At 67.1% G+C, this 23,877-nt stretch carries 23 protein-coding genes; 8 read left to right on the top strand and 15 right to left on the bottom strand.

Annotated elements, in window-relative coordinates; all coding sequences use genetic code 11:
* Positions 1-2: 2 nt before the first annotated feature.
* Genes hisB through hisD form a run of 3 tightly spaced genes read right to left on the bottom strand, consistent with a single transcriptional unit; the run spans position 3 to position 3,084 of the window.
* Complete coding sequence (gene hisB, locus VVR85_RS00745; RefSeq protein ID WP_368519067.1) at positions 3-614, bottom strand: imidazoleglycerol-phosphate dehydratase HisB; 612 nt, start codon at positions 612-614, stop codon at positions 3-5.
* Positions 611-1,732, bottom strand: coding sequence for a histidinol-phosphate transaminase (locus VVR85_RS00740; RefSeq protein WP_409338164.1), 1,122 nt, complete (start codon positions 1,730-1,732; stop codon positions 611-613). The genes hisB and VVR85_RS00740 overlap by 4 nt, the downstream gene beginning before the upstream one ends.
* Positions 1,733-1,776: 44 nt before the next feature.
* Positions 1,777-3,084 carry a histidinol dehydrogenase gene (hisD, locus tag VVR85_RS00735; RefSeq protein WP_368519066.1) on the bottom strand — a complete coding sequence of 436 codons (1,308 nt, stop codon included), beginning with the start codon at positions 3,082-3,084 and terminating at the stop codon, positions 1,777-1,779.
* Positions 3,085-3,259: 175 nt separating this feature from the next.
* On the opposite strand from hisD, the gene VVR85_RS00730 reads away from it, so the two are divergent.
* The gene (locus VVR85_RS00730; protein WP_368519065.1) at positions 3,260-4,255 is read left to right on the top strand and encodes a hypothetical protein; all 996 of its coding nucleotides are present in this window, start codon (positions 3,260-3,262) and stop codon (positions 4,253-4,255) included.
* Here VVR85_RS00730 and VVR85_RS00725 read toward each other — a convergent pair.
* Positions 4,252-4,803, bottom strand: a complete 552-nt coding sequence (locus VVR85_RS00725; protein ID WP_368519064.1) for a hypothetical protein — start codon at positions 4,801-4,803, stop codon at positions 4,252-4,254. The two genes, VVR85_RS00730 and VVR85_RS00725, sit on opposite strands and share 4 nt — an antisense overlap.
* Before the next feature lie 29 nt (positions 4,804-4,832).
* Positions 4,833-5,543: a hypothetical protein gene (locus tag VVR85_RS00720; RefSeq protein WP_368519063.1), complete on the bottom strand. Its 711-nt coding sequence runs from the start codon at positions 5,541-5,543 to the stop codon at positions 4,833-4,835.
* 212 nt (positions 5,544-5,755) lie between these two features.
* Here VVR85_RS00720 and VVR85_RS00715 point away from each other — a divergent pair, with 212 nt between their 5' ends.
* The 5 genes from VVR85_RS00715 (at position 5,756) to VVR85_RS00695 (ending at position 11,551) form a co-directional block, all read left to right on the top strand.
* Positions 5,756-6,313 (top strand): TetR family transcriptional regulator, encoded by a 558-nt coding sequence (locus VVR85_RS00715; RefSeq protein ID WP_368519062.1) that lies wholly within the window; start codon positions 5,756-5,758, stop codon positions 6,311-6,313.
* A 31-nt stretch (positions 6,314-6,344) separates the two neighbouring features.
* Complete coding sequence (gene glgX, locus VVR85_RS00710; protein ID WP_368519061.1) at positions 6,345-8,516, top strand: glycogen debranching protein GlgX; 2,172 nt, start codon at positions 6,345-6,347, stop codon at positions 8,514-8,516.
* 27 nt (positions 8,517-8,543) lie between these two features.
* The gene (locus VVR85_RS00705; RefSeq protein ID WP_368519060.1) at positions 8,544-9,854 is read left to right on the top strand and encodes an exonuclease domain-containing protein; all 1,311 of its coding nucleotides are present in this window, start codon (positions 8,544-8,546) and stop codon (positions 9,852-9,854) included.
* A 71-nt stretch (positions 9,855-9,925) separates the two neighbouring features.
* Positions 9,926-10,561, top strand: coding sequence for a hypothetical protein (locus tag VVR85_RS00700; protein ID WP_368519059.1), 636 nt, complete (start codon positions 9,926-9,928; stop codon positions 10,559-10,561).
* 24 nt (positions 10,562-10,585) lie between these two features.
* Complete coding sequence (locus VVR85_RS00695; protein WP_368519058.1) at positions 10,586-11,551, top strand: GTP pyrophosphokinase family protein; 966 nt, start codon at positions 10,586-10,588, stop codon at positions 11,549-11,551.
* A gap of 1 nt (position 11,552) precedes the next feature.
* On the opposite strand, the gene VVR85_RS00690 is transcribed toward VVR85_RS00695, so the two are convergent.
* Genes VVR85_RS00690 through ilvA form a run of 4 tightly spaced genes read right to left on the bottom strand, consistent with a single transcriptional unit; the run spans position 11,553 to position 14,117 of the window.
* Complete coding sequence (locus VVR85_RS00690) at positions 11,553-11,939, bottom strand: RNA-binding S4 domain-containing protein (protein ID WP_290222382.1); 387 nt, start codon at positions 11,937-11,939, stop codon at positions 11,553-11,555.
* 3 nt (positions 11,940-11,942) lie between these two features.
* Positions 11,943-12,182: a hypothetical protein gene (locus VVR85_RS00685; RefSeq protein WP_070769540.1), complete on the bottom strand. Its 240-nt coding sequence runs from the start codon at positions 12,180-12,182 to the stop codon at positions 11,943-11,945.
* 16 nt (positions 12,183-12,198) lie between these two features.
* Complete coding sequence (locus VVR85_RS00680) at positions 12,199-12,843, bottom strand: YigZ family protein (RefSeq protein ID WP_368519057.1); 645 nt, start codon at positions 12,841-12,843, stop codon at positions 12,199-12,201.
* On the bottom strand, positions 12,843-14,117 hold the full coding sequence (gene ilvA, locus VVR85_RS00675; RefSeq protein ID WP_368519056.1) for a threonine ammonia-lyase IlvA: 1,275 nt from the start codon (positions 14,115-14,117) through the stop codon (positions 12,843-12,845). The genes VVR85_RS00680 and ilvA overlap by 1 nt, the downstream gene beginning before the upstream one ends.
* Before the next feature lie 190 nt (positions 14,118-14,307).
* On the opposite strand from ilvA, the gene VVR85_RS00670 reads away from it, so the two are divergent.
* Complete coding sequence (locus tag VVR85_RS00670; protein WP_368519055.1) at positions 14,308-14,763, top strand: hypothetical protein; 456 nt, start codon at positions 14,308-14,310, stop codon at positions 14,761-14,763.
* A 114-nt stretch (positions 14,764-14,877) separates the two neighbouring features.
* Here VVR85_RS00670 and VVR85_RS00665 read toward each other — a convergent pair whose 3' ends face one another.
* From VVR85_RS00665 to dnaE, 3 genes are all read right to left on the bottom strand, one after another.
* Positions 14,878-15,885 carry an HNH endonuclease signature motif containing protein gene (locus VVR85_RS00665; protein ID WP_368519054.1) on the bottom strand — a complete coding sequence of 336 codons (1,008 nt, stop codon included), beginning with the start codon at positions 15,883-15,885 and terminating at the stop codon, positions 14,878-14,880.
* A 239-nt stretch (positions 15,886-16,124) separates the two neighbouring features.
* Entirely contained in the window at positions 16,125-17,327 is a 1,203-nt protein-coding gene (locus VVR85_RS00660; RefSeq protein ID WP_368519053.1) for a cobalamin-independent methionine synthase II family protein, read from the bottom strand.
* A gap of 89 nt (positions 17,328-17,416) precedes the next feature.
* Entirely contained in the window at positions 17,417-20,986 is a 3,570-nt protein-coding gene (gene dnaE / locus VVR85_RS00655) for a DNA polymerase III subunit alpha (RefSeq protein ID WP_368519052.1), read from the bottom strand.
* Between the two features lie 65 nt (positions 20,987-21,051).
* On the opposite strand from dnaE, the gene rarD reads away from it, so the two are divergent.
* Complete coding sequence (gene rarD / locus VVR85_RS00650; protein ID WP_368519051.1) at positions 21,052-21,936, top strand: EamA family transporter RarD; 885 nt, start codon at positions 21,052-21,054, stop codon at positions 21,934-21,936.
* Here rarD and VVR85_RS00645 read toward each other — a convergent pair.
* Genes VVR85_RS00645 through lspA form a run of 3 tightly spaced genes read right to left on the bottom strand, consistent with a single transcriptional unit; the run spans position 21,911 to position 23,875 of the window.
* Complete coding sequence (locus VVR85_RS00645) at positions 21,911-22,459, bottom strand: hypothetical protein (protein ID WP_368519050.1); 549 nt, start codon at positions 22,457-22,459, stop codon at positions 21,911-21,913. The genes rarD and VVR85_RS00645 overlap by 26 nt on opposite strands.
* Positions 22,456-23,334: an RluA family pseudouridine synthase gene (locus VVR85_RS00640; RefSeq protein WP_368519049.1), complete on the bottom strand. Its 879-nt coding sequence runs from the start codon at positions 23,332-23,334 to the stop codon at positions 22,456-22,458. Before VVR85_RS00640 ends, VVR85_RS00645 begins: the two co-directional genes overlap by 4 nt.
* 31 nt (positions 23,335-23,365) lie before the next feature.
* Positions 23,366-23,875, bottom strand: coding sequence for a signal peptidase II (gene lspA / locus VVR85_RS00635; RefSeq protein ID WP_409338165.1), 510 nt, complete (start codon positions 23,873-23,875; stop codon positions 23,366-23,368).
* Positions 23,876-23,877 lie beyond the last annotated feature (2 nt).

Here is a 23,877-nt window from a genome sequence, read left to right as displayed (position 1 = left end):
GGCTACAGCGCTCCCTTCGTCGATGGTATGCCGTCCACGCGCGGATCGGATTCTACCGCTTGGCGCAGTGCCCGGGCGACTGCCTTGTACTCGGCCTCCGTGATGTGGTGGGGGTCGCGGCCGTAGCGGACGTTGACGTGCAGGGTGGTCTTGCTGTGGGCGGCAAAGGTTTCAAAAAAGTGCCTATTGATAACCGTAGCGTAGTGGCCCCCAATGATTTGCCATTGGAGGTGCTCCGGCTCCCCGTGCATGACGAAGTAGGCGCGGCCCGACAGATCGACGACGGCCTCGACCAGGGTCTCGTCCATCGGCAAAAGCTGGGAGCCGAAGCGGCGGATGCCGCGCTTGTCCCCTACGGCCTCGGCGAAGGCTTGGCCGAAGACGATGGCGGTGTCCTCGACGGTGTGGTGCGCGTCGACGTCGATGTCGCCTTTCGCGCTCACCTCCAGGTCGAAGCCGCCGTGGGTGGCCACAGCGGTGAGCATGTGGTCGAAAAACGGCAGGCCGGTGTCAATCGTCGACTGGCCCGTGCCGTCGAGGTTCACGCTCACCGTGATGTCGGATTCCTTGGTGCGGCGGGTGACCTTCCCGCGGCGGGGTTCCGGCTGGTTCATGCGTCGCGTCCTTTCTCTGCGTCGGTCTGGTAGTCGGTCAGCTGTGCGGCCGCGGCGAGGAAGGCGTCGTTTTCTTCCGGCAGGCCCACGGTCGCCCGCAGGAAACCGGTCTGGCCCACGTCGCGGATGAGCACCTCGCGGTCGAGGAAGGCCTGCCAGGCGGCGGCCTGATCGCCAAACTCGCCAAAGAAGATGAAGTTCGACTGGCTGTCGACGACCCGGTAGCCCAGCTGGCGCAGGCCGGCGACGACGCGGTCGCGCTCGGCCGCGAGCTTCGCGACGGTCTCCAGGGTCGCCGCGCGGTGGCGCAGCGCCACCAGGGCCGCGGCCTGCGACAGGGCGGACAGGTGGTACGGCAGGCGCACCAGCATGACCGCCTCCACGAAGGCGGGGTCGGCCACGAAATAGCCCAGGCGGCCGCCGGCAAAATCGAAGGCCTTGGACATCGTGCGCGAGACGACCAGCTTCTCCGGGTAGTCGGCCAGCAGGCGCACGGCCGAAGGGCCCTCGGAAAATTCCGCGTAGGCCTCGTCCACGATGACGATGCCCGGCGCGGCCTGGACCAGCTTTTCAATGTCGCCGAGCTCCGTGACGTCGCCGGTCGGGTTGTTCGGCGTGGTCACGAATACCACGTCTGGCTGGTGCTCCGCGATGGCCTTCAGCGCCGCCTCCATATCGATGCGAAAGTCCGCGCCCCGCGGGCATTCCAGGAACTCGGTCTGGGTGCCGGCGGAGAGCACCGGGTGCATGGAATAGGACGGCGTGAAGCCAAGCGCGCTGCGGCCGGGGCCGGCAAAAGCCTGCAGCAGCTGCTGCAGGACCTCGTTGGAGCCGTTTGCCGCCCAGACCTGGGCGGCCGCCACCTGCACGCCGGTGCGCTCGGTGACGTAGTCGGCCAGGGCCTCGCGCAGCTCCACGGCGTCGCGGTCCGGGTAGCGGTTGAGCTGCGGCGCGATCCGGCGGACCTCGCTGACCAGCTCCTCGACCAGCTCGGCGGAGGGCGGGTACGGGTTTTCGTTGGTGTTGAGTTGGTTGGCCACCGTCAGCTGCGGGGCGCCATAGGCGCTGCGCCCGCGCAGCTCAGGGCGCAGGGGAAGGTTTTCCAGGGACAAGGACACGACAAGCCTTTCTGACAGGGTCGGTGTGGGTGGCAGTTGGCGGTTTAGCGTTCGGTGCGGGCGCGGATGGCCTCCCCGTGGGCGGGCAGGCGCTCGGCGTCGGCGAAGGCGATGACGTGGCTGGCTACCTCGCTCAGGCCCGTCTCGTCGTAGTCGATGAGGTTGACCGGGCGCAGGAAGGTGTGCGTGGACAGCCCGGCGCTGTACCGCGCGGTGCCGGAGGTCGGCAGGACGTGGTTGGAGCCGGCCGCGTAGTCGCCCAGCGGCACCGGCGAGAACTCGCCGACGAAGATCGCGCCGGCGTGCCGGATGCGCTCCGCGACGGTGCGGGCGTTGCGGGTGTGGACCTCCAGGTGCTCGGCGGCATAAGCGTCGGCCACGCGGATGCCGGCGTTGATGTCGTCGACCAGGATGATCCCGGACTGCTTCCCGCGCAGAGCCTCGGCGGCGCGCTCGGCGTTGGCCGTGGCGGTGTAGCGCGCCTCGATCTCCTCGTCGACGCGCTGGGCCAGAAACTCCGAGTCGGTAATCAGCACGCTGGCGGCCATCGGATCGTGCTCGGCCTGGGAAATCAGGTCATAGGCCACGAAGACGGGATCCGCGCTGTCGTCGGCCAGCACGGCGATCTCCGTCGGGCCGGCCTCCGCGTCCACCCCGACAAACGAGGAGACCTGGCGCTTGGCCGCGGCCACGAAGATATTGCCCGGGCCGGTAATCATGTCGACCGGCTCCAGGCCCGCCGCGTCGTCGCCGTAGGCCATCAGCGCGACGGCCTGGGCGCCGCCGACGGCCCAGACCTCCTTCACGCCCAGCAGGGCGCAGGTGGCCAGCACCGTCGGGTGCGGCAGTCCGTCGTGATCAGCCTGCGGCGGGGAGGCCACCACCAGAGATTCCACCCCGGCGGCCTGCGCCGGAACCACGTTCATCACCACGGACGAGGGGTAGACCGCCTGCCCGCCCGGCACGTAGAGGCCCACGCGCTCGATGGGGGCGAAAACCTCCGTGACGGTGGCGCCCTCGCCCAGCTGGGTGGTGTGCGGCTGCGGAACCTGCTCAACATGGACCTTGCGCACGCGCGCGATGGCCTCCTCGATCGCGGCGCGAACGTGCGGCTCCAGGACCTCAACGGCGGCATCGATAGCCGCGGCCGGGACCTTTACCGCCGCCGGGCGGACGTGGTCGAAGCGCTCGCCGTAGTCCAGCGCGGCGGACTCGCCGCCCTCCTTCACCGCCTCGACGACGGGGGCGACGGTGCCGGCCACCGATTCGACGTTGACGCCGCCGCGGGGCAAAACCTTCCGCAGCGCCGACGTCGTCAGCTCGGTATTCCGCAAATCAATGGTATTGAGCAATCTTATGCCTCCTCAAAGGGCCAAAACGGTAGTAGAGACCATCTTAGGAGCAATTTCGCAGTGCCGGGCCTGTATCACCAGATAGACTTGGAGCACGACCGATTTTTCGCCCCCACCCGGCCGGCGCCGCTGCCCCGGGCGCCAAACAGACCGAATAGAAAGCAGGTGTTAGGCGTTGACCACCTCCCCCCGCCCCGGTTACCCGGACTCGTTGGCGCCGGTCGATCTGCCGCGGGTCTACTCCTGCGCCCAGGAGATTGGACTGCCGCTGCGCTGGGCTGACGGGCCCCAGCCCCAGCTGGTCTACCACCACAGCCCGCACTGCCGGCTGACCTTTTCCCTCAACCCGGATAACCCCGCCGTCATCAACTGCCGGCTGGAATTCGACGGCCCCATTGCCTTTTCCGCCATCGATGCCCTAGCCCAGGCGCTCAACGAGTGGAACCACGACTGCTTCACCCCCACCATGGTCTTCGAGCACAGCGGCCTGGAAAACCTCACCCTCTCCGGGCACGGGGCGATCGTCAGCCACCAGGGCCTGACCACCGCGCAGCTGGAGTCCTGCCTCATCCGGGCCCTCTCCAACGCCGGCGCCGCCTTCGACTTCTTCATCGATCATTTCCCCGAGGTCGACCAGGCCCCCGGCCGCAGCGCGCACGCCAGCTGGGCCGGCTGGGTTCCGGAGTCGGCCGAAGGCGACAGCGAGCGTCCGACGCCCGTGAGCTACCCGCGGCTGCGGGAGCGCCTGCGCCAGATGGGGGTGGTCAACCAGCACGGCCTCGAAGACGGCCCCGTCCTGGCCTGGATCAACGAGGTCCTGGTCAGCTTCGCCATCGACTCCGGCCCCTCCGTGGTCATCAACGGCCGCTGGGAGCCGCAGCTGCCGGCCGCGGAATTCTCCAAGCTGTTTTTGACCTGCAACGACTGGAACCGCACCACGGAGGCATCGTCGGCGTTTTGCCACCTGAATTCGGCCGACGCGGAGGACGCGGACCCAGATGCCGAGAGCACCGTCGACGTCCACATCGACTATTCCGTCGTCACGGCCGAGGGGCTCACGGACGCGCAGCTGACCCAGCACATCGGCATCGGGCTGCACAACATCCTCTACGGGCTCGACTCGATTGCCCGCGACGTCGTGGGCGTCTCCCCCGTCAAGTGGCCCAACTAGGCCGCGTGGTGGTCGCCGGCCGTAGCCGGGGCCGCGGCCGGGGCTTCCTGGGCCGGCTGGGCCTCCCAGGCGTCGTCGCCGCTGACAAACGCCGCCGACCAGTAGCCGAACATCGCCATAAAGGGCGCGGCCAACAGGGCTACCCCGAGCGGGAAGGGCGGGACGAACTCCGCGCCGTCGACCATCGCGGGCGGCTCGGTGGGCGCCAGGAGGCCGGAAAAGACTACGAAGGCCGCGGCCCCGGCCAGCGCGCACACGCCCACCCACAGCAAGGTGCCTAAACCGCGGAAACGCGCGCCCCGCGTGAAGGCCAGCACCCCGGTGACCGTGCCGGCAACCCCGGTAATCACGGTGTAGCTGAGCATCGCCACCGCCGGCGCCGAGCCCAAGTCCACGCCGAAGCCGCCTTCGGGCAGCTCCGCGAGGGCAACGCGCGGGCGCCATAGCCCCCACAAGATGCCCGCGACGCCGAAGACCACGACTACGCAAGCGAATAACCCCGCAGCGAAACCGACGCTGCGGGGTGGAGTAAACGAGCGGCTCAACATAGCCTTCAAGGCTACCCTGCCGGGCGTTACTAGTTACAGAAGGTCCAGTTGCCGCCCTCGTTGGCAAAGCGCATGGTGGTGGTGTCCGGCCCCTGCGGGGTGGCTACCTCCACGGTGGCGGAGGCGGTGTTGTCCTTGACCTGGATGTCGCGGATGTCCTGGACGAAGGTGTTCTTCCACTGGCCGTTGCTGGCCTCGTCCATGGAGACCTGCGGGATCTGACTGTAATCGGCGTTGCGCAGCTCCGGCTGCGCGTCCAGCACGCGCTGGCAGGTGTGATCCGGCATGTAGCGCATGAACGAGCGCATGTCCTGCTGGTCGTACAGGCCGCGGACCAGGCCGTTGATCTCGCCGGAGACGGCGCCGTCGGCCGCCTGGCCGCTCTCGACCGGGGCGATGTCGGCCTGGCCCTGCAGCGGGTCGCCGCCCTCGAACGGGTCGACCAGGGACTCGGCCGCCGCGGCCTGGTCGCCGCCGCCGTTGCCGCCGTCCTGGTTGGCAGCGGAGCGCTCCTTGCCCTGCGCGGACTTCTCGGCGTCCTTATCCTTGTCCTTGTCCTTATCCTTGACCTCGGAGGACTTCTCGGCGTCCTTGTCCTTATCCTCGTCCTTGGCCTTGGAGCTCGGGGCCTCCTTGGTGGCGGTCTCGGTCGACGGAGCAGCCTCGGTGGAGTCTTCCTCGTCAGAACCGCAAGCCGTGAGGGTCAGTGGAACGACCAGCGCAAGCGCGGCAACGGACATCTTAGACGGGGTGAAAAGGGACAACGTTTCTCCTGACGATTTGAGGGACTACAGGCTTTCGGGGGGCGCTACCCTAACGCAGCGGCAGTACACCCTTAACGTCGAATATCATAACAACCTTTGTGTGGCAGGACAGTTACAGTTTGGTCATAGGAACCTGTGAACGCGGGGCTTCTGGCCCGCGCAGAGCCGGCCCGCTAGACTGGGTCACCGTGCAGTTATCCCGCGAGACCATCATCAAAGCCGCCCTTGACCTGCTAGATACCTACGGACTGGCAGACACCACCATGCGGCGCGTCGCGGGATCCTTGGGGGTAGCCCCAGGGGCGCTTTACTGGCATATTTCCAACAAACAGGGCCTGATTTCCGCGCTTTCCGATGCCATCCTGGCACCCCTGTCCGGTACCTCCCCCGCCGAACTCAGCCTGAGCCTGCGCGCTAGCCTGCTGGCCCACCGCGATGGCGCGGAGGTCGTCTCCGCGGCCCTGTCCCAGCCGCACTCGCTGGCCTGGGAGCAGCTCGTGGCGCGCTTCAAGGCCGCGCTGGGTAGCGCCGGCCACGGCGCTGACGATGCCACCCGCCAGCTCGGCGCCGAGTCGGTAGTCCACCTGGTCTTAGGCTCTACCACCCTGGAGCAGTCGCTGCTGCAATTCCAGGCGGCCACCGGTAGCGAGGACGCAGAGGACAGCGCAGATCTCCAGGCCGGGGCTGCCAAGCTCGCGCGGGCGGTGGACATCGTGCTGGCGGGCATCGATTCGCTCGACAGGTGAAAGCGCCCGGTTGGCATTAAGCTAAGCAGCCATGAGCGCAACTCACCGCCCCCAGATCACCCAAGTTTGGCCCGGCTCCCCCTCGCCGCTGGGCTCCACTTTCGACGGTTCCGGTACCAACTTCGCCCTCTTTTCCGAGGTAGCCGACAAGGTAGAGCTTTGCCTTATCGATGCCGCCGGCCAGGAAGAGCGCATCGAACTTACCGAGGTCAGCGCCCACGTCTGGCACTGCTACCTGCCGTATGTCTCGCCCGGCCAGCGCTACGGCTACCGCGTCCACGGCCCCTACGACCCCGAGGCCGGCCTGCGCTGCGATCCCTCCAAGCTGTTGGTGGACCCGTACGCCCGCGCCTTCACCGGGGAATTCGACCGGGACGCCGCGCTGTATTCCTACGACATCCACGCCGAGGATCCCGGCACCGGGCGCAACACCTCCGACTCGCTCGGCCACACCATGTACTCGGTGGTCATTAACCCCTTCTTCGACTGGCGCGGGGACCGCCGCCCGCACACGCCCGAAAACGAAACCGTCATCTACGAGACCCACGTCAAGGGCATGACCATGCAGCACCCCGGCGTCCCGGAGCACCTGCGCGGCACCTACGCTGGCATGGCGCACCCGGCGGTGACCGACTACCTGCGCAACCTCGGCGTGACCGCCGTGGAGCTCATGCCCGTCCACCAGTTCCTCCAGGACGACCGCCTGCGCGAGCTGGACCTGCGCAACTACTGGGGATACAACACCTTCGGCTTCTTCGCGCCCCACCAGGACTACGCCTTCGCCCGCAAGCCCGGCGAGGCCGTGGCCGAGTTCAAGACGATGGTGCGGGCCTTCCACGCCGCCGGCATCGAGGTCATTTTGGACGTGGTCTACAACCACACCGCCGAGGGCAACCATATGGGCCCGACCATTGCGTTTAGGGGCATCGATAACCAGGCCTACTACCGCCTGGACGATGACAACCCCGAGTACTACATGGACTACACCGGCACCGGGAACTCGCTGAGTGTGCGCCACCCGTCCTCGCTGCAGATGATCATGGACTCGCTGCGCTACTGGGTCACCGAGATGCGCGTCGACGGCTTCCGCTTCGACCTGGCGGCCACGCTCGCGCGCGAGCTCAACGACGTCGACAAGCTGGCCACCTTCTTCGACCTGGTCCAGCAGGATCCGGTGGTCAGCCAGGTCAAGCTCATTGCCGAGCCCTGGGACGTCGGCCATGACGGCTACCAGGTGGGCAACTTCCCGCCGATCTGGAGCGAGTGGAACGGCAAGTACCGCGACACCGTCCGCGACTTCTGGCGCGGCGAGCCGGCCACCCTCGGCGAATTCGCCTCCCGGCTGACCGGTTCTTCCGATCTCTATGGCAACAACGACCGTCGCCCGACCGCCTCCATCAACTTCATCACCGCCCACGACGGCTTCACCCTCGCCGACCTGGTCTCCTACAACGACAAGCACAACGAGGCCAACGGCGAGGACAACCAGGACGGCGAGTCCTTCAACCGCTCCTGGAACCACGGCGCCGAAGGCCCCACCGACGACCCGGACATCCAGCGCCTGCGCCGCCGCCAGCAGCGCAACTTCCTGACCACGCTGCTGCTGAGCCAGGGCACGCCGATGCTCAGCCACGGCGACGAATTCGGCCGCACCCAGTCCGGCAACAACAACGCCTACTGCCAGGACAATGAGATCGCCTGGATGGACTGGTCGCTGCTGGATCAAGAGAAAAACTCCGAGCTCTACGGCTTCACCAAGCGGCTCATCGGCATCCGCCACCGCCACCCGGTCTTCCGGCGCCGCCGCTTCCTGGCCGGCGGCCCGCTGGGCACCGACGCGCGCGACCGCGACATCGCCTGGCTCGTACCCTCGGGCAAGCTGATGACGCAGGACGACTGGGACCACGACTTCGGCAAATCCCTGATGGTCTATTTAAACGGCAACGCGATCAGCGAGCCCGATGCCCGCGGCCAGAAGATCGTCGACGACTCTTTCGTGATGATTTTCAACGCCCACCACGAGCAAATCGAGTTCACGCTGCCCACCCAGGATCTCGGCGCGAAGTGGAAACTGGTGGTCGACACCGCACACCCCGGCGGGTACCCCACCGAAGAAATCCTCATCCCGGCAGCGGGTACCATCGATGTGCAACCGCGCTCCACGCTGTTGCTCAAGCAGGTGGAGCCGCCCGTTCTCGATTAGTTCCTGCTTGGAAAGGCCCTGATTTTAGTGTCGGTTAAAGCCCACGGCGCCCTCGTCGATGTCACCGCTACCAGCGTGGAGATCCTCCACTCCGTACTGTCGCTGAGCCTGGGGAAGCCGGCCACCACCTCGGTCCCGCTCGCCGACATCAACGGGGTGAGCGTGCGCGAGCCCACCGCCACCGCGCAGGGCTGGGTGGCGCTGGAGGGCACGGACGTGACCATCCCCGTCGACCCGCACCAGGACGCCGAGGCCATCCGCGCGCTGATCGCCGCCGCCCAAAGCGGCGAGCACGACCCGGGCGTGCCGGGGCTGGATTTCACCGCCGTCGACGTCGAAACCGCCAACTGGCACTGGGGGTCTATCTGCCAGTTGGGTGCGGTCCGCTTCCGCGACGGCCGCGAGACCGAGTCCCGAACCTGGCTGTGCCAGCCGCCGGCTACCTGGCCCGACTTCGACGACGTCAACATCTCCATCCACGGCATCACGGCCGCCGATGTCGCCGATGCCGCCCCCTTTGCCACCGTCGCCGCCGAGCTGGTGGATTTTGTGGGCGGCGACGTCTTCGTCGCGCACAACGCGCAGTTCGATTCCAGCGCCCTGCACGCCGCCCTGCAGGCCACCTCCAGCGAGGTCCCCGACTGGCAGCTGGCCTGCTCCCTGGCGCTGGCGCGCTACTGCTCCGCCCGCGGGGTGCTCGACGTGGCCAACCACAAGCTGCCCACCGTCGCCGCGGCGTGCGGGATGGAGTCCTTTAGCCACCACGACGCCTGCGCCGACGCCCGCGCCGCCGGGGTCATCGTCGCCGGCCTGGCGCAGAAGCTGGGGCTGACCGGCGGCATCGCCGGCCTCTTCGACGAGTGCGGCTTCCGCCTGGGGGCGCTGTCTGCCGAGCAGGTCATGCCGGTCCTCCAGGACAACGTGGCGCCGACCTCGGCGGCCGACCTAGGCGCCGGCACGGATTTCCGCTCGCAGACCCGCGAGTCCGGCGCGCGCCGCCCCGCCCCCTGGAAGACCGTCGCCACGCCGGAGACCATCCCCGAGCCCAACGACGACGCCGACCCGCAAGGCCCGCTTTATGGTCAGCACGTCACGCTGACCGGCGACTTCGAGCCCTTCGACAAGGGCCAGCTGTGGTCCGCCATCGCCGAGCGCGGCGGCGTGATCGGCAAGAACGTCACGAAAAAGACCACCCTGCTGGTCGTCGGCACGTGGGCGAAGAAGACATCCAAGGAAAAGCGTGCCGAGGAGCTGCGCGACAAGGGCCAGGAGATCACCTTCTGGAGCGCCAACGAGCTCCTCGATGCCGTGGGGTTGAGCGAGGAACCTCCGTTCTAGGGAACCGTTGCGGCCGCGGCGCAGTCTAACTACTCGTCAGGGATTCCCGCCGACCCGTCAGGAGAGTAGTCGTGACCACCGCCATCCACCCCGCCACGCACCCGGAGCTGAGCCTAGACGGTCTCCTGCCCCGCTTGGTCCGCCAGCGCTGGACCAGTAACACCGGCCTGTCCGACGATGGCTTCTGCGACTCCGTGGCCACCCTGCCGCTGTCACAGAACTGGTCGATGACGCTGCGGTGCCAAACCTCCGACGGCGGCATCAACGTCAGCCAGCGCGGCTTGGACGAGCTGGGAGTGTCCATCCAACACGCATGGGATTTCGCCGCCATCAACCTGGCGGAGGCCTCCCGCTCCGAGTACGGCACCCAGTTCTGGATGCGGCCGGCCAGCGCGGTCCTCGGCCCCGGCTGCCCCAACGGTGTGCAGGTGGCCACCTCGCGCTACCCGATTAGCTCCTGGCTGGCCCACCCGCGCGCCTTCCTGCTGCTCGACGAGCACCTGTGCAACATCCTGGCCGCCGAGCGCCTGGTCTACCTCGTGCCCGACCCGGTCACGGTGCTTGCGCTGGCCGGGGTAAGCCACCAGGAGGCCACGGCCTGGGCGCGGCGGGCGCAGGAAACGCGGCCGCGGCATCGGGTGCAATTGTCGTCGGTGCCGTTACTATTGGTGCAGGGGTTTCCGCAGGACTACTGCCTCGACTTTTAAGCATTTAGGGAAAGGAGCCGCCCCGTGGCCCGCTTGGGCAACCGCTACCACGACTGGAACCGGCAGCACCCGCACGCCGCCGCGGACTTCCATGCCGCCATCGAAGAATTGCTCAACGATGCCGGCGTCATCTTCGATCACGTCTCCGCCCGCGTGAAGAGCTGGTCCTCGTTCAAGGCGAAGGCGAAAAAGCGCAACGCCGACGGCGAGCCGGTCTACCCGCACCCGTGGGAGGATATCCACGATCTGGTCGGCGTGCGCGCGACGGTCTTCCACTCCACCGCCATCCCGCAGGCCATCGACGTGTTGAGCGAGTCCTTCGAGGTCCTGCGCTCGGTCGACAAGGCGGCGCAGACGCGGATTTCCGGCGGCTTCGGCTACGGCTCGCACCACCTGGTGCTGCGGGTGACCGACGCCATTGAGGAGCTGGCCGCCTACCGCGGCTTCACCTTCGAGGTGCAGGTGCGCACCGTCCTGCAGCACGCCTGGGCCGAGTTCGAGCACGACATCCGCTACAAGCAGGGCCCGAACCCGCCCTCGCCGCAGGTGGACCGCCTGTTCACGCTGGCCGCCGGGCTGATCGAGCTCGCCGATCAGCAATTCGACGAGATCGCCGCGCTCAAGAGCCCGCGCACCGAGACCACCGAAGACGTCGTGGTCACCGCAGAGACGTTGCCGGGGATTCTCACCATGCTGCTGGGCTCGCGCTTCCCGCGGTCACGCTCGGATCACTACCGCTGGCTGGCGGAACTGCTCGAGCTCAACGGGGTCACCACCGTGCGCCAGCTCCAGGAGCTGCTCAACGACGAAGACATCGCCTCCCTGCAGGAGGCCTTCCAGTACCGTTTCCGCCCCGGCCATATCCGGCTGGTCGACGATCTCCTGCTCAACCGCTTCGGGCAGGCGCACATCGATGCCACCGCGCGCACCGGCAACCGCGCCGATCGCGCCAAGCGCCTGCGCGGGCGCTTAAAGCAGCTGCGCGGCTAGGCTAGCGGAAGCCGCCGCGGAATTTTTCCATCTGGCGGCGCTCCCGCTTGGTGGGCCGCCCCGCGCCTTTCGCGCGAACGGGCACCGACGGCTGGAACTGTCGCGGCGGGGGCGGCGGCGCGTGGTCGGTGTAGCAGGTGCGCGCGACCGGCGCCCCGACACGCTTGCGCACGGTGGCTAGCACCTCCAGGTCGTATTCGTGGTGGTCCTTCCACACGCGGACGCGGTCGCCGGGGACGACTTGTTGCGCGGGCTTGACGGCCTCGCCGTTGATTTTGACGTGGCCGGCTTTGACGGCATCGGCGGCCGCGGAACGGGTTTTAAACATGCGCACCGCCCAGACCCACGCGTCGATGCGAACCGGCCTACCAGCAGGCTGGTTATCCATGAATTAGTAGTTGTTGTAGTTCTGGTTGATGATCTTGCGCACCTTGAGGAAGTTGGCGGCGCCACCGACGACAGCCACCACCAGGCCGAGCACTAACCAAAAGCCCGGGTTGCCGAACAGGATAGTCATCAGAACGCCGCCGCCGACCCCGGCGCCCACGGAGATGAGGCCGTTGCGGGAGTGCTTGCGGACTGCTTGCTTGCGCGCTTCAATCGGATTGTTGGGACGTCGCTGCATGGTCATGGCTAGCTATTCTACCTCACGTACCAGGTAATTCCACCCAGGCTCGCCCGCCGGCCCGCGGGGCCACGCGCCCTTGCGTCAGCGCCGCTAGCTCGGCTTCCAGGCCGTCCCGGCTGCCGGGCGCGCAGGCCAAGGTGTAGGTCACCGCGGCGCCGTACTGGGTGTCGCGGACGTCGTAGCCGCGGGCTCGCAGCTCCGCCTCGAGGCGGCCGGCCTCGGCGTGCTCCACCTCGATCGTGTACAGCTCCCGCTGCGCGCGGGTCACGCGGTCTACCTGCGCGACGGCCTCGCTGAGCGTGCCTCCGTAGGCGTGCACCAGCCCGCCGGCGCCCAGCTTGATGCCGCCGAAGTAGCGGACCACCACCGCGCACACGTCCAGCATGCCGCTGCCCTTGAGCACGTCGAGCATGGGTTTGCCGGCGGTGCCGGACGGCTCGCCGTCGTCGGAGGAACGCTCCACCGGCTGCGCGCCGTCCTGGTAGTAGACGTAGGCGCTGCAATGGTGGCGGGCGTCCGGGAAGCGCTCGCGCACACTCGCGATGAAACCGCGCGCCTCGTCCTCATTCTGCGCCCGCGTAACTAGCGCGATGAAGCGGGAGCGCTTGATTTCTACTTCGTGCTCGGTGACCTTCCCGGCCGCGGGCAGCGGGTAGCGCTCCATTAAGACACCAGGAATTCGTACTCGGGCGTGCCCGGCTCCAGGCGCTGGCACTTAATCCGCGACTCCTCCATCCGGGCCAGCAAGCCCGGCAGGCCGACGGCCTCCCCGAGCTGGAGGCCGACCAGCGCCGCACCGGTCTCGCGGTTGTTGCGCTTGAGGTACTCGAACAGGGTGATGTCGTCGTGCGGCCCCAGGATCTCTTCCAAGAACGCGCGCAGCTGCCCGGGCTCCTGCGGGAAGTTGACCAAGAAGTAGTGCTTGAGCCCGCGGTGGACCAGGGAGCGTTCCATGATTTCGGCGTAGCGCAGCACGTCGTTGTTGCCGCCCGAGATGATGCAGACGACGGTGGAGCCGGCGGGGGCATCGACAAGCTGGAGGCCGGCCACGGACAGGGCGCCGGCGGGCTCGGCGATGATGCCTTCGTTCTGGTACAGCTCCAGCAGCTCCGTGCACACCGCGCCCTCGGAGACCGTGTCACAGCTGACCCGCTCGCGGTTATGGCTGACGATGTCGAAGGGCAGCGAACCAATGCGCCCGACGGCCGCGCCATCGACGAAGGGATCAATCTCGTCGAGGGTGACCGGCTCGCCCGCCCGCAGCGCCGCGGTCAGCGATGCCGCCCCTTGCGGCTCAATGCCGTAGACCTGCGTGCGCGGGGACATGTCCGCCAAGTAGCTCACGATGCCGCCCAGCAGTCCGCCGCCGCCCACCGGGACGACGACCGCGTCGAGGCTACGGCCCTGGGCGGACAGCTGCGAGACGATCTCCGCGGCGACGGTGCCTTGGCCGGTGATCGTGTCGCGGGCATCGAAGGGCTCGATCATGGTCGCACCGCGGGCTTCGGCGTCGGCGCGGGCTGCGGCTGCCGCCTCGTCGAAGTTGGCGCCCACGACGACCAGCTCGACCGCGTCGCCACCGTGGACCTTGATGCGGTCGCGCTTCTGCTTCGGGGTGGGGCCGGGCACGAAGATCTTGCCCTTGATGCCCATCGTGCGGCAGGCATAGGCCACGCCCTGGGCGTGATTGCCCGCCGATGCCGCCACTACCCCGCCGGCGCGCTGCTCCTCCGACAGGTTGGAAATCGCAAAATAGGACCCGCGAATCTTATAGGAGCGCACGTCTTGCTGGTCTTCCCGCTTGAGGTAGACCTCGTAGCCCGTAATCTGGGACAGACGCGGGCAGTAGTACAAGGGGGTGGGAGCGATCTCGGACGAAATGCGGGACTGGGCCAGCTGGACGTCGGATGCTCGGATGGGGTCGAAGTTTTGCGTCATGTCGGTTTATTCTAGCGGGCCGGTTGGCGGCCGTGGCGCAATACCTATAGTTTGACAGACAATCCCCAGCGCCTGGGTGCCCTGGCCCACTATTGAGACCGCAGGGGTAGACATCTCCAAACAACCTGATAAATTCATCTGAGGATATTTGTCATCGTTGCTCTCGTCTTGTTTTTAAGGAGTTTCCACCATGCGCCGCACTCGCCTTAGCACCACCCTTGTCGCTGCCGCTGCTGTCACCTTCGGGCTCGTCTCCCCGGTCGCCATGGCCGAAGAGGCCACCGACACCTCGGCCCCCACCTCGACCGCTACCGAAACCCCCGCTGAGGGCGACGGCACCGGCGAGGGCGAGGACACCGGCAACGCCGGCGACTCCGGGAACCCTGAGGACCCCGAGGCCAACGGCGACTCCGATAGCGGCGACCAGACGGGCGGCGATTCGGACGGCAAGGACGAGGAGCCCGATACCATGTTCGGCTCCAGCGTCGAGACGACCGCAAAGTTCAAGGAAGTCATGTCGTGGGTCTCTGTGGTGGGTGCGCTGCTGGCTGGCATCGTTCAGGCCACCGTGATGCTCGCCCAGATCAACCCGGCTATTCTCAACCCGCTCAAGGATCTCCTGAAGCAGGCCGGCGTTAAGTTCTAAGGACTTAAGGCACGCCGAGTAGGCGCTACGGACGTGGTCCGTGGCGCCTTTTCGCGTCTTTTGGCTGGGTTTGTCCCTTGGGGTGCCCTCTCGCAGCCTGGTCTCGTGGCGGGTCTAGGGGCCGCCACCCCAGGGCGGGTCCCATGTCACCTTGCCGTGTCTTCGGTTGACCCTCCCGTGTCTGGGGTAGGCCGGGTCGTCATCATTCCAGGAATTATGGAACTCACACAACAAGGTGAGGTTTTCTTGGTTGGTCTCACCGCCGTCTACCCAGGGGTGGATGTGGTGGACCTGGCACTCATCGGCCGGCTTGCGGCAGTTTGGCCAGGCACAGGTGGTGGTCTCCGCCTTCGCCATGTCATTCTGCTTGGGTGAAGCATGCCGTTGGTAGCGGTACTGGTTGACCGGCCCGCGCCTAGGATCCACCAACGTGGCCAGGCCCGCATCCAGCAAGCATTGGCGGACGTACTCGGCCCCAGTCATGGTGGTCCCGTTGCTCAGCCGCAGGGTGATATCGTCCCCATCACCGGACAGGATGCGCACCCAGTCGGGCAGGGAGATGACCACGTGCGTGGCCTTGGGCTGCTTCTCCAGTCCGCCGCTAAACAGTGCCTCGACATCCGGGATGGTCTTAATTGACGCCCAGAGGTATTCCACCAGCTCCGGGTCCCCGGTCACCGAAAACGTGCTGGGGCCGTCTTTGCGGCGGGTCACGCGCACACCTTCGGCCGGCGGTGCCGGGCGGTTGAGCTCCAGGACCTTCTTGTTGGCCAGGCGGCGGAGTTGTTTGGTGGTGCCAGGCGTGTTGCAGAGTTCGATGAGCATCGCCCAGGCGTGGTCCTTGTGGCGTACCCGGCGGAAGGCGTTATCCAACACCAGCAACGTGTCCAGGTGGTGTCCGGATTCCGCGGCGCCTTTCCTCGCGGCGGCCTGCTTCCTCGTATACGTAGTGTGCCCGAAGAAGGTTTGGCAGGCGCGATGGTGCGCGGCTGCGGCAACGTCCGACATGACAGCCTTCAGGGCAGGCAGGCTCAACTCGCGGCACAGGCCCAAATACTGGATCCCGTCCGCGAAGATTGAGTGCGCTGCTTTCAAAGTGTCCATGGCTGTCATTGCTGTCATGCCCCACACGCTAGAAGCACACGTCAACCCCGACAAGGCCCGAAAACCCAATCTGTGGATAACTCGGAACAAACTAACCATCCTGCACGCGGCCCGAAACAGCAGAAAACGCCCTTTTTCTCCGCGCCACCTGCCTAAGGGCCGAAAAATGGAGCAACGTGACCAGGTAGCCGCAGGGAGGCATCGTTAGGCACAAAAACAGCCCCCGCACCAGGCGGGGGCTGTGGATAACTTAGCTGCTAGAACAGCTCGCGCGAGGCGATTTCCGCGCCCTCGACCAGCGACTGCAGCTTCGCCCACGCGATCTGGTGGTGCAGGCGCCCGCCCAGGCCACAGTCGGTGGAGGCCACGACCTTGTCCGGGCCGACCTGCTCGGCGAACTTGATGATGCGGTCGGCCACCAAGCGCGGGTGCTCCACGGCATTGGTGGAGTGCGAGACCACGCCCGGGTAGATGACCGTGCCCTCGGGCAGCTCGTGGTCCTGCCAGACGCGCCACTCGTGGGCGTGGCGCGGGGACGCCCCCTCGAAGGAGAAGCCGCCAACCTTGGCCTGCAGGATCTCGTCGATGATGTCGGCGAACGGCACGTCGGTCACGTGCGGGCCGTGCCAGGAGCCCCAGCAGATGTGCAGGCGGGTCTTGTCGACGGGCAGATCGCGGATGGCATCGTTAAGCACGTTGATGCGATCCCGCACGAAGCCGCGGAAGTCCTCCACGGACGGCTCCGGGTTGATCTGGTCCCAGGCCTCGGCCAGGTCGGGAGCGTCGAACTGGACGGTGAAGCCGGCGTCGGTGATGGCCTTGTACTCGTGGCTCAGCGCCTCGCCGCAGGCGCGCACGACGTCGAAGTCGTCGTCGTAGTACTTGTTCTTCAGGCGGGCCGCGGACCCCGGGGACAGAGCGGCGACGAAGCCCTCGGTGGCGCCAGCCTTGTCCATGACCTGACGCAGCAGCTTCACGTCCGCGTCGACCTGGTCCTGGCCGATGTAGGTAATCGGGCCGGTGAACTCCGGGTTACCCACCTTGGAGCGGCCGGTGAAGATGCCGGACTCCGGATCCTCGTAGGCCTCGGAGAACAGCGCGCGGTCGCGGCGGTCCGGGAAGGAAGTCAGGCGCGGGTTGCCCGGGGTGGAGCGCACGACCTCGCCGTTGGCCCAGCGGTCGGTGTCGGTCATGGTGAGCCCGCCCAGGCGGGTAAAGGAGTAGTTCCACCAGGCGCCGTAGTCGACGGCGCCGGAGGTGATGTGCCCGTACTCCCCCTCGTTGATGATGTCGAGGCCCAGGTCGACCTGGCGCTTGACCACCTCGTCGACGGAGCGCTCGAGGATGGCGTGGAATTCCTCGTCGTTGATGGCGCCCTGGGCCCGCTTATGGTTGGCCTCCAGCAGTTCCGGGGTGCGCGGCAGCGAGCCGACGTGGGTGGTGCGAATTTTGTTGGCCATGGGAGGCTCTCCTTCGTTCCTAGTAGACTGTGCTGTCTACATTAACTGAGGAGGGCCTCCGCCCCGACGTTTATATTCACCCGCGCTGGCTAGCCGAGGATGCCCGCGCCCATCGTCGCCTTCAAATCCCCCATCAGGTTGCCGGAGCGCTCCACGCGCAGATCCTCGCCCAAAATCATCATGGTGGACTCGTCGCCGCACGTCAGCGTCAGGTAGACGTCGGACTCGCCGCGGTTGTTGGACAGCACCTGCTTGAGCTTGGCGATGTTGTCCATGGTGCACTGGTCGGTACGCATCGTCAGCCGCAGCGGCAGGCCGGCGCCGTTGCCGGGGCCGAGATCGGGCACGCGGATGTCGTTGCAGAACAGGGACATGCGCTCGTCGCGGATCTTGACCTGGACCTTGGCCAGGATGATGTTGTCCTCGACGATCTGCGGCGCGACCAGGGAGTAGACCTTGTTAAAGACCAGGATTTCCACCTGCGCGCCGTGGTGGTCCTCCACCGTGACGATGGCCCAGGGCGAGCCGTCCTTCTTGGAAAATCGCCGGTCCACGCCCGAGATGATGCCGCCGATGAGCAGCTCCTGCTTGTCGCGGACCTCGCCGGCCAGGATCTTGGGCAGCGGGGTGTCGGTCTGCGCGTCGAGGGCCTCCTCGAAGCCGTCCAGCGGGTGGCCGGAGACGTACAGGCCCAGCATCTCGCGCTCCAGCGCCAGCTCGTGCTTGCGCTCCCAGTGCTCGTCCGGGACCTCGATGGCAAAAGCGTTGGCGGTCTCGGAGTCGTCGCCGCCGAAGCCCGCGAACAGGTCGAACTGGCCCTTGTCCGCGGCCTTCTTGGTGGTCTGCACCGAGTCCACCGCGTCCTCCTGGATGAGCATCAGCCCCTTGCGGGGATGGCCCAGGGAGTCGAAGGCGCCGGCCTTGATGAGCGACTCGGTCACGCGCTTGGAGCACGCAGCCAGCTCGATCTTGTCGAGGTAGTCGGAGAAGCTGGTAAACGCGCCCTTCTCGCGGCGGGTAGAAATCAAAGACTCCACCACGTCCGCGCCGACGTTGCGGATGGCGCCCATGCCGAAGCGGATGTCCTCGCCGACGGCCTGAAAGTCGACGTCGGACTCGTTGACGTCCGGCGGCAGCACCTTGATGCCCAGGTGGCGGCAGTCGGACAGGTAGATGGCGGACTTGTCCTTCTTGTCGCCCACCGAGGTCAGCAGCGCGGCCATGTACTCCGGCGCGTAGTAGGCCTTCAGGTAGGCGGTCCAGAAGGAGACCAGCCCGTAGCCGGCGGCGTGGGACTTGTTGAACGCGTACGACGCAAACGGCTCGATGGTGCCCCAGAGGGCATCGACGGCGTCCTTGGAGTAGCCGTTGTCGAACATGCCGCCTGAGAACTTCTCGTACTGCTGGGCGAGCACCTCGGGCTTCTTCTTACCCATGGCCTTACGGAAGCCGTCGGCCTCGCCGGCCGTGTAGTTGGCTACCTTCTGGGAGATACGCATGATCTGCTCCTGGTAGACGATGAGGCCGTAGGTCTCGTCCAGGATTTCCTTCAGCGGTTCGGCCAGCTCGGGGTGGATCGGGGTGATTTCCTTGCGCCCGTTCTTGCGGTCGGCGTAGTCCCAGTGGGCGTTCACGCCCATCGGGCCCGGGCGGTAGAGCGCCAGCGATGCCACGATGTCCTTGAAGCCCGTCGGCTTCATGCGCTTGAGCAGCTCCTGCATGCCGCCGGAGTCCAGCTGGAACACGCCCAGGGTCTCGCCGCGGGAGAGCAGGTCGTAGACGCGGCTGACGGCCGGGTCGTCGGCGTGCAGGTCCTCCAGGTGGATCTCCTCGCCGCGGTTTTTGCGGATGTTTTCCAGGGCGTCGCCGACGACGGTGAGGTTACGCAGGCCCAGGAAGTCCATCTTCAGCAGGCCGATGGCCTCGCAGGCCGGGTAGTCCCAACCGGTGATGATGGCGCCGTCGGCCGGCCGCTTCCACATCGGGATGTGGTCCATCAGCCGCACCGAGGCCATAATCACCGCGCAGGCGTGGACGCCGGCCTGGCGGACCACGCCTTCCAGGCCGCGGGCGGTGTCGTAGATCTGGCGGACGGTCGGGTCGGATTCGACCATGTTGCGCACCTCGGCGGCCTCGGAGTAGCGCTCGTGCTCCGGGTCGGTGATGCCGGCCAGCGGGATGTCCTTGGCCATGATGGCCGGCGGCAGGGCCGCGTTGATGCGGTCGGCCATCTGGAAGCCTTCCTGCCCGAAGTGCACCTTCGCGGAGTCCTTGATGGCCTGCTTGGTCTTGACCGTGCCGAAGGTGATCACCTGGGCGATCTTGTCCTCGCCCCAGCGCTCGGCGGCGTAGGTGATCATCTCGCCGCGGCGGCGGTCGTCGAAGTCGATATCGATATCGGGCGCGGACGGGCGCTCCGGGTTGAGGAAGCGCTCGAAGAGCAGGTCGTGCTCGATGGGGTCGATATTGGTAATGGTCAGCGCGTAGGCGACCAGGGCGCCGGCGGCGGAACCACGGCCCGGCCCGACGCGGATGCCCACCGACCGGGCGTGCTTGATGAGCTCGGCCACGATGAGGAAGTAGGACGGGTAGCCCTTCATGTCGATGACCGAGATCTCGTACTCGGCGCGCTTGATGTACTCGTCGGGCACCTCGGAGTCGGGGAAGCGCGCCTTGAGCCCCTCCATGACCTCGTGGGTCAGCCAGGAGGTCGGGCTGTAGCCCTCCGGCACGTCCGCGATCGGCATGCGGTCGTGGGTGTGTTCCTCCCAGACCTTGCTGTAGTCGCCGACGCGCTCGGCGATCCACAGGGTGTTGTCGCAGCCGTCCGGGACCATCTCGTCCCAGATCTCGCGCATCTGCTGCGCGGACTTGATGTAGTAGCCCGAGCCGCCGAACTTGAAGCGATCCGGGTCGTTGAGCGTCTTGCCGGTCTGCACGCACAGCATGGCCTCGTGGTTGGGGGCCTGGGACTCCAGCACGTAGTGGCAGTCGTTGGTCACCAGCGGCGGCAGGTCCAGGCGGCGGCCGATTTCTAGCAGGGCGTCGCGGGTGCGCTTTTCGATGTCGAGCCCGTGATCCATCAGCTCCAGGAAGTAATTGTCCTTGCCGTAGATGTCCTGCCACATCGCGGCGGCTTCCAGGGCCTCGTCGAACTGGCCCAGGCGCAGGCGCGTCTGCACGTCGCCCGAGGGGCAGCCGGTGGTGGCGATGATGCCGTCAGCGTGCTCGGCGATAAGCTCGGCGTCCATGCGCGGCCACTTGCCCAGCTGGCCCTCGTAGGAGGCCAGCGAGGACAGCTTGAACAGGTTCTGCAGGCCGGTGGCGTTTTCCGCCAGCATGGTCTGGTGGAGGTAGGCGCCGGAGGCGGAAACGTCGTCGCGCTTCTGGTCCGGGTTGCCCCACAGCTGGCGCTTCTTGTTGAAGCGGGAGCCCGGCGCCATGTAGGCCTCGATGCCGATGATCGGCTTGATGCCTGCGCCGGTCATGCGGCGGTAGAAGGCGTCGGAGCCGAACATGTTGCCGTGGTCGGTCATGCCCACCGCCGGCATTTGCTGCCGGCCGACCTCCTCTGCCAGCAGATCCACCTTGGCCATGCCGTCCAGCATGGAAAACTCGGTGTGGTTATGCAGGTGGACGAAGGAGGAGTTTTTGACCATGCCGGCTATTCTAGCCGGTGCGTCAAGACGGCCCGTCCGGCGCGGGAGGAGTACCTTTTAAGCCAATGCTGTATACACTCGCCGCCTACCTGATGTGGGGATTTTTCCCCGCCTTCTTCCCGCTCCTGCTGCCCGCCGACCCGCTGGAGATCCTCGCCCACCGCGTGGTGTGGACCGCCGTGCTCGTCGGCGCCTACCTGCTGGCCACCGGCGGCTGGCGGGAGCTCAAAGCCTTCAGCCTGCGCACCTGGGGCTGGATGGCCGCCTGCGGCGTGGCGATCACCATCAACTGGGGCGTGTACGTCGTGGCGATTAACACCAACCACGTCGCCGACGCCGCCCTGGGTTATTTCATCAACCCGCTGGTGGCGGTCTGCTTAGGCATCATCTTCTTGAAGGAACAGCTGCGCCGCGGCCAGCTGGCGGCGGTCATCATCGCCGCGGTGGCGGTGCTCTGGCTGACCTTCATGACGGGCCAGACCCCGTATATCTCGCTGGCGCTGGCGTTCAGCTTCGGCATCTACGGGCTGCTCAAGAAGAAGATTTCGGTCTCCTCGACCGGCTCCGTGGCGGCGGAGACCCTGGTCATGGTCCCGCTGGCGCTGGGCTACCTCATCTACCTCGAGGCCGGCGGCCAGGGCACCTTCTTCAACCAGGGCCCGCTGCACCCGCTGCTTCTTATCAGCGCCGGCTTGGTCACCGCGCTGCCGCTTTTGTGCTTCGCCCAGGGCGCCAAGCACCTGCCGCTGGCGACCATCGGCATGCTCCAGTACATCACCCCGACCATGCAGATGCTCTGGGCGCTGTTCGTCACCCAGGAGCACATGCCCCCGGAGCGCTGGGTCGGATTCATCATCATCTGGGTGGCCGTGGCGGTCTACCTCATCGACCTGCTGCGCCACCGGCCGCGCAGGGCGAGCCGGGTTACAGGGCGCCCGGCGGGCGAATAGCGAAGCTGCCCCAGGCGGCATCGTCGGGCGCGGGCTCCACGGCGGCCACCTCCGGCGCCGCGGCGACGGCCCGCAGGACCTCGCCCGTGTCCCAGACCACCACGGCGCTGAGCTCGCGGGGCACCTCGACGCGCCCGACCCCGTCCAGCCCGGCCTGCGTCTGGTCCAGCGCGGCGTCGAAGACGTCCGCCCGGTCCGCCCCGGCGACCGGTTCGGGCAGGGCGATGGGCTCGGACGCGCCCACCAGCATCGCGTTGACGCGCCCGGCCGGCTCCACGACATCGGCGGCGTCCTGGACAGATAGCGCGGACTGGAAGGTCACGAGCGCGTAGGTCGGGGTGGCATCGTCGGCTTCTGCCAGGAGGCCGTCGGCGCGGGTGATGTAGGCGCCGGGGTCCTCGCCCGCCTGGGGGCCGAGCTGGTCGCCCTGCAGCGGCGCGGTAGGCTGCGCGCCGAAGGCGCCGGCCGCCCAGACCACCCCGACCGCGGCGACGCCGACGACTGCCCAGCCGCGGCCATTCATCCGCGCACCACGTCGAGGGCGTGGGCCAGATCGTCCGGGTAGGGCGCGGTGATTTCCATCCAGCGGCCGCTGACCGGGTGATAAAAGCCCAGCTTGACCGCGTGCAGCCACTGGCGGATAAGCCCCAGGCGTTGCGCGAGGTTGGGATCGGAGCCGTACATCGGATCCCCGCAGCACGGATGCCCGGTGGCGGACATGTGCACGCGGATCTGGTGCGTGCGGCCGGTCTCCAGGTGGACCTCCAGCAGGCTGGCCTCCCGGAAGGCCTCCATGAGCTGGTAGTGGGTCACGGCCGGCTTGCCGTCCTCGGTGACGGCGAATTTCCAGCCGGCGGACGGGTGGCGGCCGATGGGGGCACCGATGGTGCCCTCGATGGGATCGGGCAGGCCCTGGACCAGCGCGTGGTAGGTCTTTTCCACCGTGCGCTCCTTGAAGGCGCGTTTTAACACCGAGTAGCCGCGCTCGCTGGCGGCGACCACCATCACGCCGGAGGTGCCCACGTCCAGGCGCTGGACGATGCCCTTGCGCTCCGGCGGGCCCGAGGTAGAAATGCGGAACCCGGCGGCAGCCAGGCCCCCGACGACGGTGGGGCCCTCCCAGCCGACGGTGGGGTGGGCGGCCACACCGACGGGCTTGTGCACGGCGATGACGTCGTCGTCGGAATACAGAATGTCCATGCCTTCGACCAGCTCCTCGGTCGGCATGAGCGGCTTGGGCGGCTCCGGCATGGTCACGTCCAGCCAGCCACCCTCCAGCAGGCGGTCGGACTTGCTCTGCGGCTTGCCGTCGACGGTGACGTCGCCGTCCGCGCACAGCTGGGCCGCGGTGGCCCGGGAGAAGCCGAGCAGCTTGGATAGGGCGGCATCGACCCGCATACCGGCGAGTCCTTCGGGGACGGGCAGTGCTCTACTCTCCCTGTGCACGGGCTTGGCTCCTTTCCTCTAAGAACATGGCGACGATGAAGACGACCACCCCGACGGTGATGGCCGCGTCGGCGATGTTGAACACGGCGAAGGATCCCACGGAGATAAAATCCACGACGTGACCGAACCAGAAGCCCGGCTCGCGGGCGATGCGGTCGATGAAATTGCCCAGGGCCCCGCCGGCGATCATCGCCAGCCCGACGGCCTGGCCGGGGTCTTTAATCCGCGGCGCGGCGATGGCCACGCCCACCACGAAGGCCAGCTGGATGGTGGTGAACAGCCAGGTCGACCCCTCCCCTCCCATGGAGAAGGCGGCCCCGGGGTTGAAGACGAGGAAGAACCGGAACCAGTCCCCGATGACGGCGACGGCTTCGCCTTCGTCGAGCCACGCCAGCATGATCGCCTTGGTCACCTGGTCGAGGACTGCCACCGCCACCACAATGGTGGCCATTAATCCGAGATTTCTCCTTTTAGTTGGGCTCACCCGGTCCATTG

Origin of the sequence: Corynebacterium sp. LK2590 (assembly GCF_040946105.1) — a bacterium.
Classification (GTDB): domain Bacteria; phylum Actinomycetota; class Actinomycetes; order Mycobacteriales; family Mycobacteriaceae; genus Corynebacterium.
The sequence above is the reverse complement of the archived record's forward strand: the minus strand, read 5'-3'. Positions and strand labels throughout refer to the sequence as shown.

Excerpts from the sequence above, each read along its gene's own strand:
- hisB (WP_368519067.1), bottom strand. The coding sequence starts at position 614 with ATGAACCAGCCGGAACCCCGCCGCGGGAAGGTCACCCGCCGCACCAAG.
- VVR85_RS00725 (WP_368519064.1), bottom strand. The coding sequence starts at position 4,803 with ATGTTGAGCCGCTCGTTTACTCCACCCCGCAGCGTCGGTTTCGCTGCG.
- VVR85_RS00720 (WP_368519063.1), bottom strand. The coding sequence starts at position 5,543 with ATGTCCGTTGCCGCGCTTGCGCTGGTCGTTCCACTGACCCTCACGGCT.
- glgX (WP_368519061.1), top strand. The coding sequence starts at position 6,345 with ATGAGCGCAACTCACCGCCCCCAGATCACCCAAGTTTGGCCCGGCTCC.
- VVR85_RS00690 (WP_290222382.1), bottom strand. The coding sequence starts at position 11,939 with ATGGATAACCAGCCTGCTGGTAGGCCGGTTCGCATCGACGCGTGGGTC.
- VVR85_RS00685 (WP_070769540.1), bottom strand. The coding sequence starts at position 12,182 with ATGACCATGCAGCGACGTCCCAACAATCCGATTGAAGCGCGCAAGCAA.
- VVR85_RS00680 (WP_368519057.1), bottom strand. The coding sequence starts at position 12,843 with ATGGAGCGCTACCCGCTGCCCGCGGCCGGGAAGGTCACCGAGCACGAA.
- ilvA (WP_368519056.1), bottom strand. The coding sequence starts at position 14,117 with ATGACGCAAAACTTCGACCCCATCCGAGCATCCGACGTCCAGCTGGCC.
- VVR85_RS00670 (WP_368519055.1), top strand. The coding sequence starts at position 14,308 with ATGCGCCGCACTCGCCTTAGCACCACCCTTGTCGCTGCCGCTGCTGTC.
- VVR85_RS00665 (WP_368519054.1), bottom strand. The coding sequence starts at position 15,885 with ATGACAGCAATGACAGCCATGGACACTTTGAAAGCAGCGCACTCAATC.
- VVR85_RS00660 (WP_368519053.1), bottom strand. The coding sequence starts at position 17,327 with ATGGCCAACAAAATTCGCACCACCCACGTCGGCTCGCTGCCGCGCACC.
- dnaE (WP_368519052.1), bottom strand. The coding sequence starts at position 20,986 with ATGGTCAAAAACTCCTCCTTCGTCCACCTGCATAACCACACCGAGTTT.
- rarD (WP_368519051.1), top strand. The coding sequence starts at position 21,052 with ATGCTGTATACACTCGCCGCCTACCTGATGTGGGGATTTTTCCCCGCC.
- VVR85_RS00645 (WP_368519050.1), bottom strand. The coding sequence starts at position 22,459 with ATGAATGGCCGCGGCTGGGCAGTCGTCGGCGTCGCCGCGGTCGGGGTG.
- VVR85_RS00640 (WP_368519049.1), bottom strand. The coding sequence starts at position 23,334 with ATGCGGGTCGATGCCGCCCTATCCAAGCTGCTCGGCTTCTCCCGGGCC.
- lspA (WP_409338165.1), bottom strand. The coding sequence starts at position 23,875 with ATGGACCGGGTGAGCCCAACTAAAAGGAGAAATCTCGGATTAATGGCC.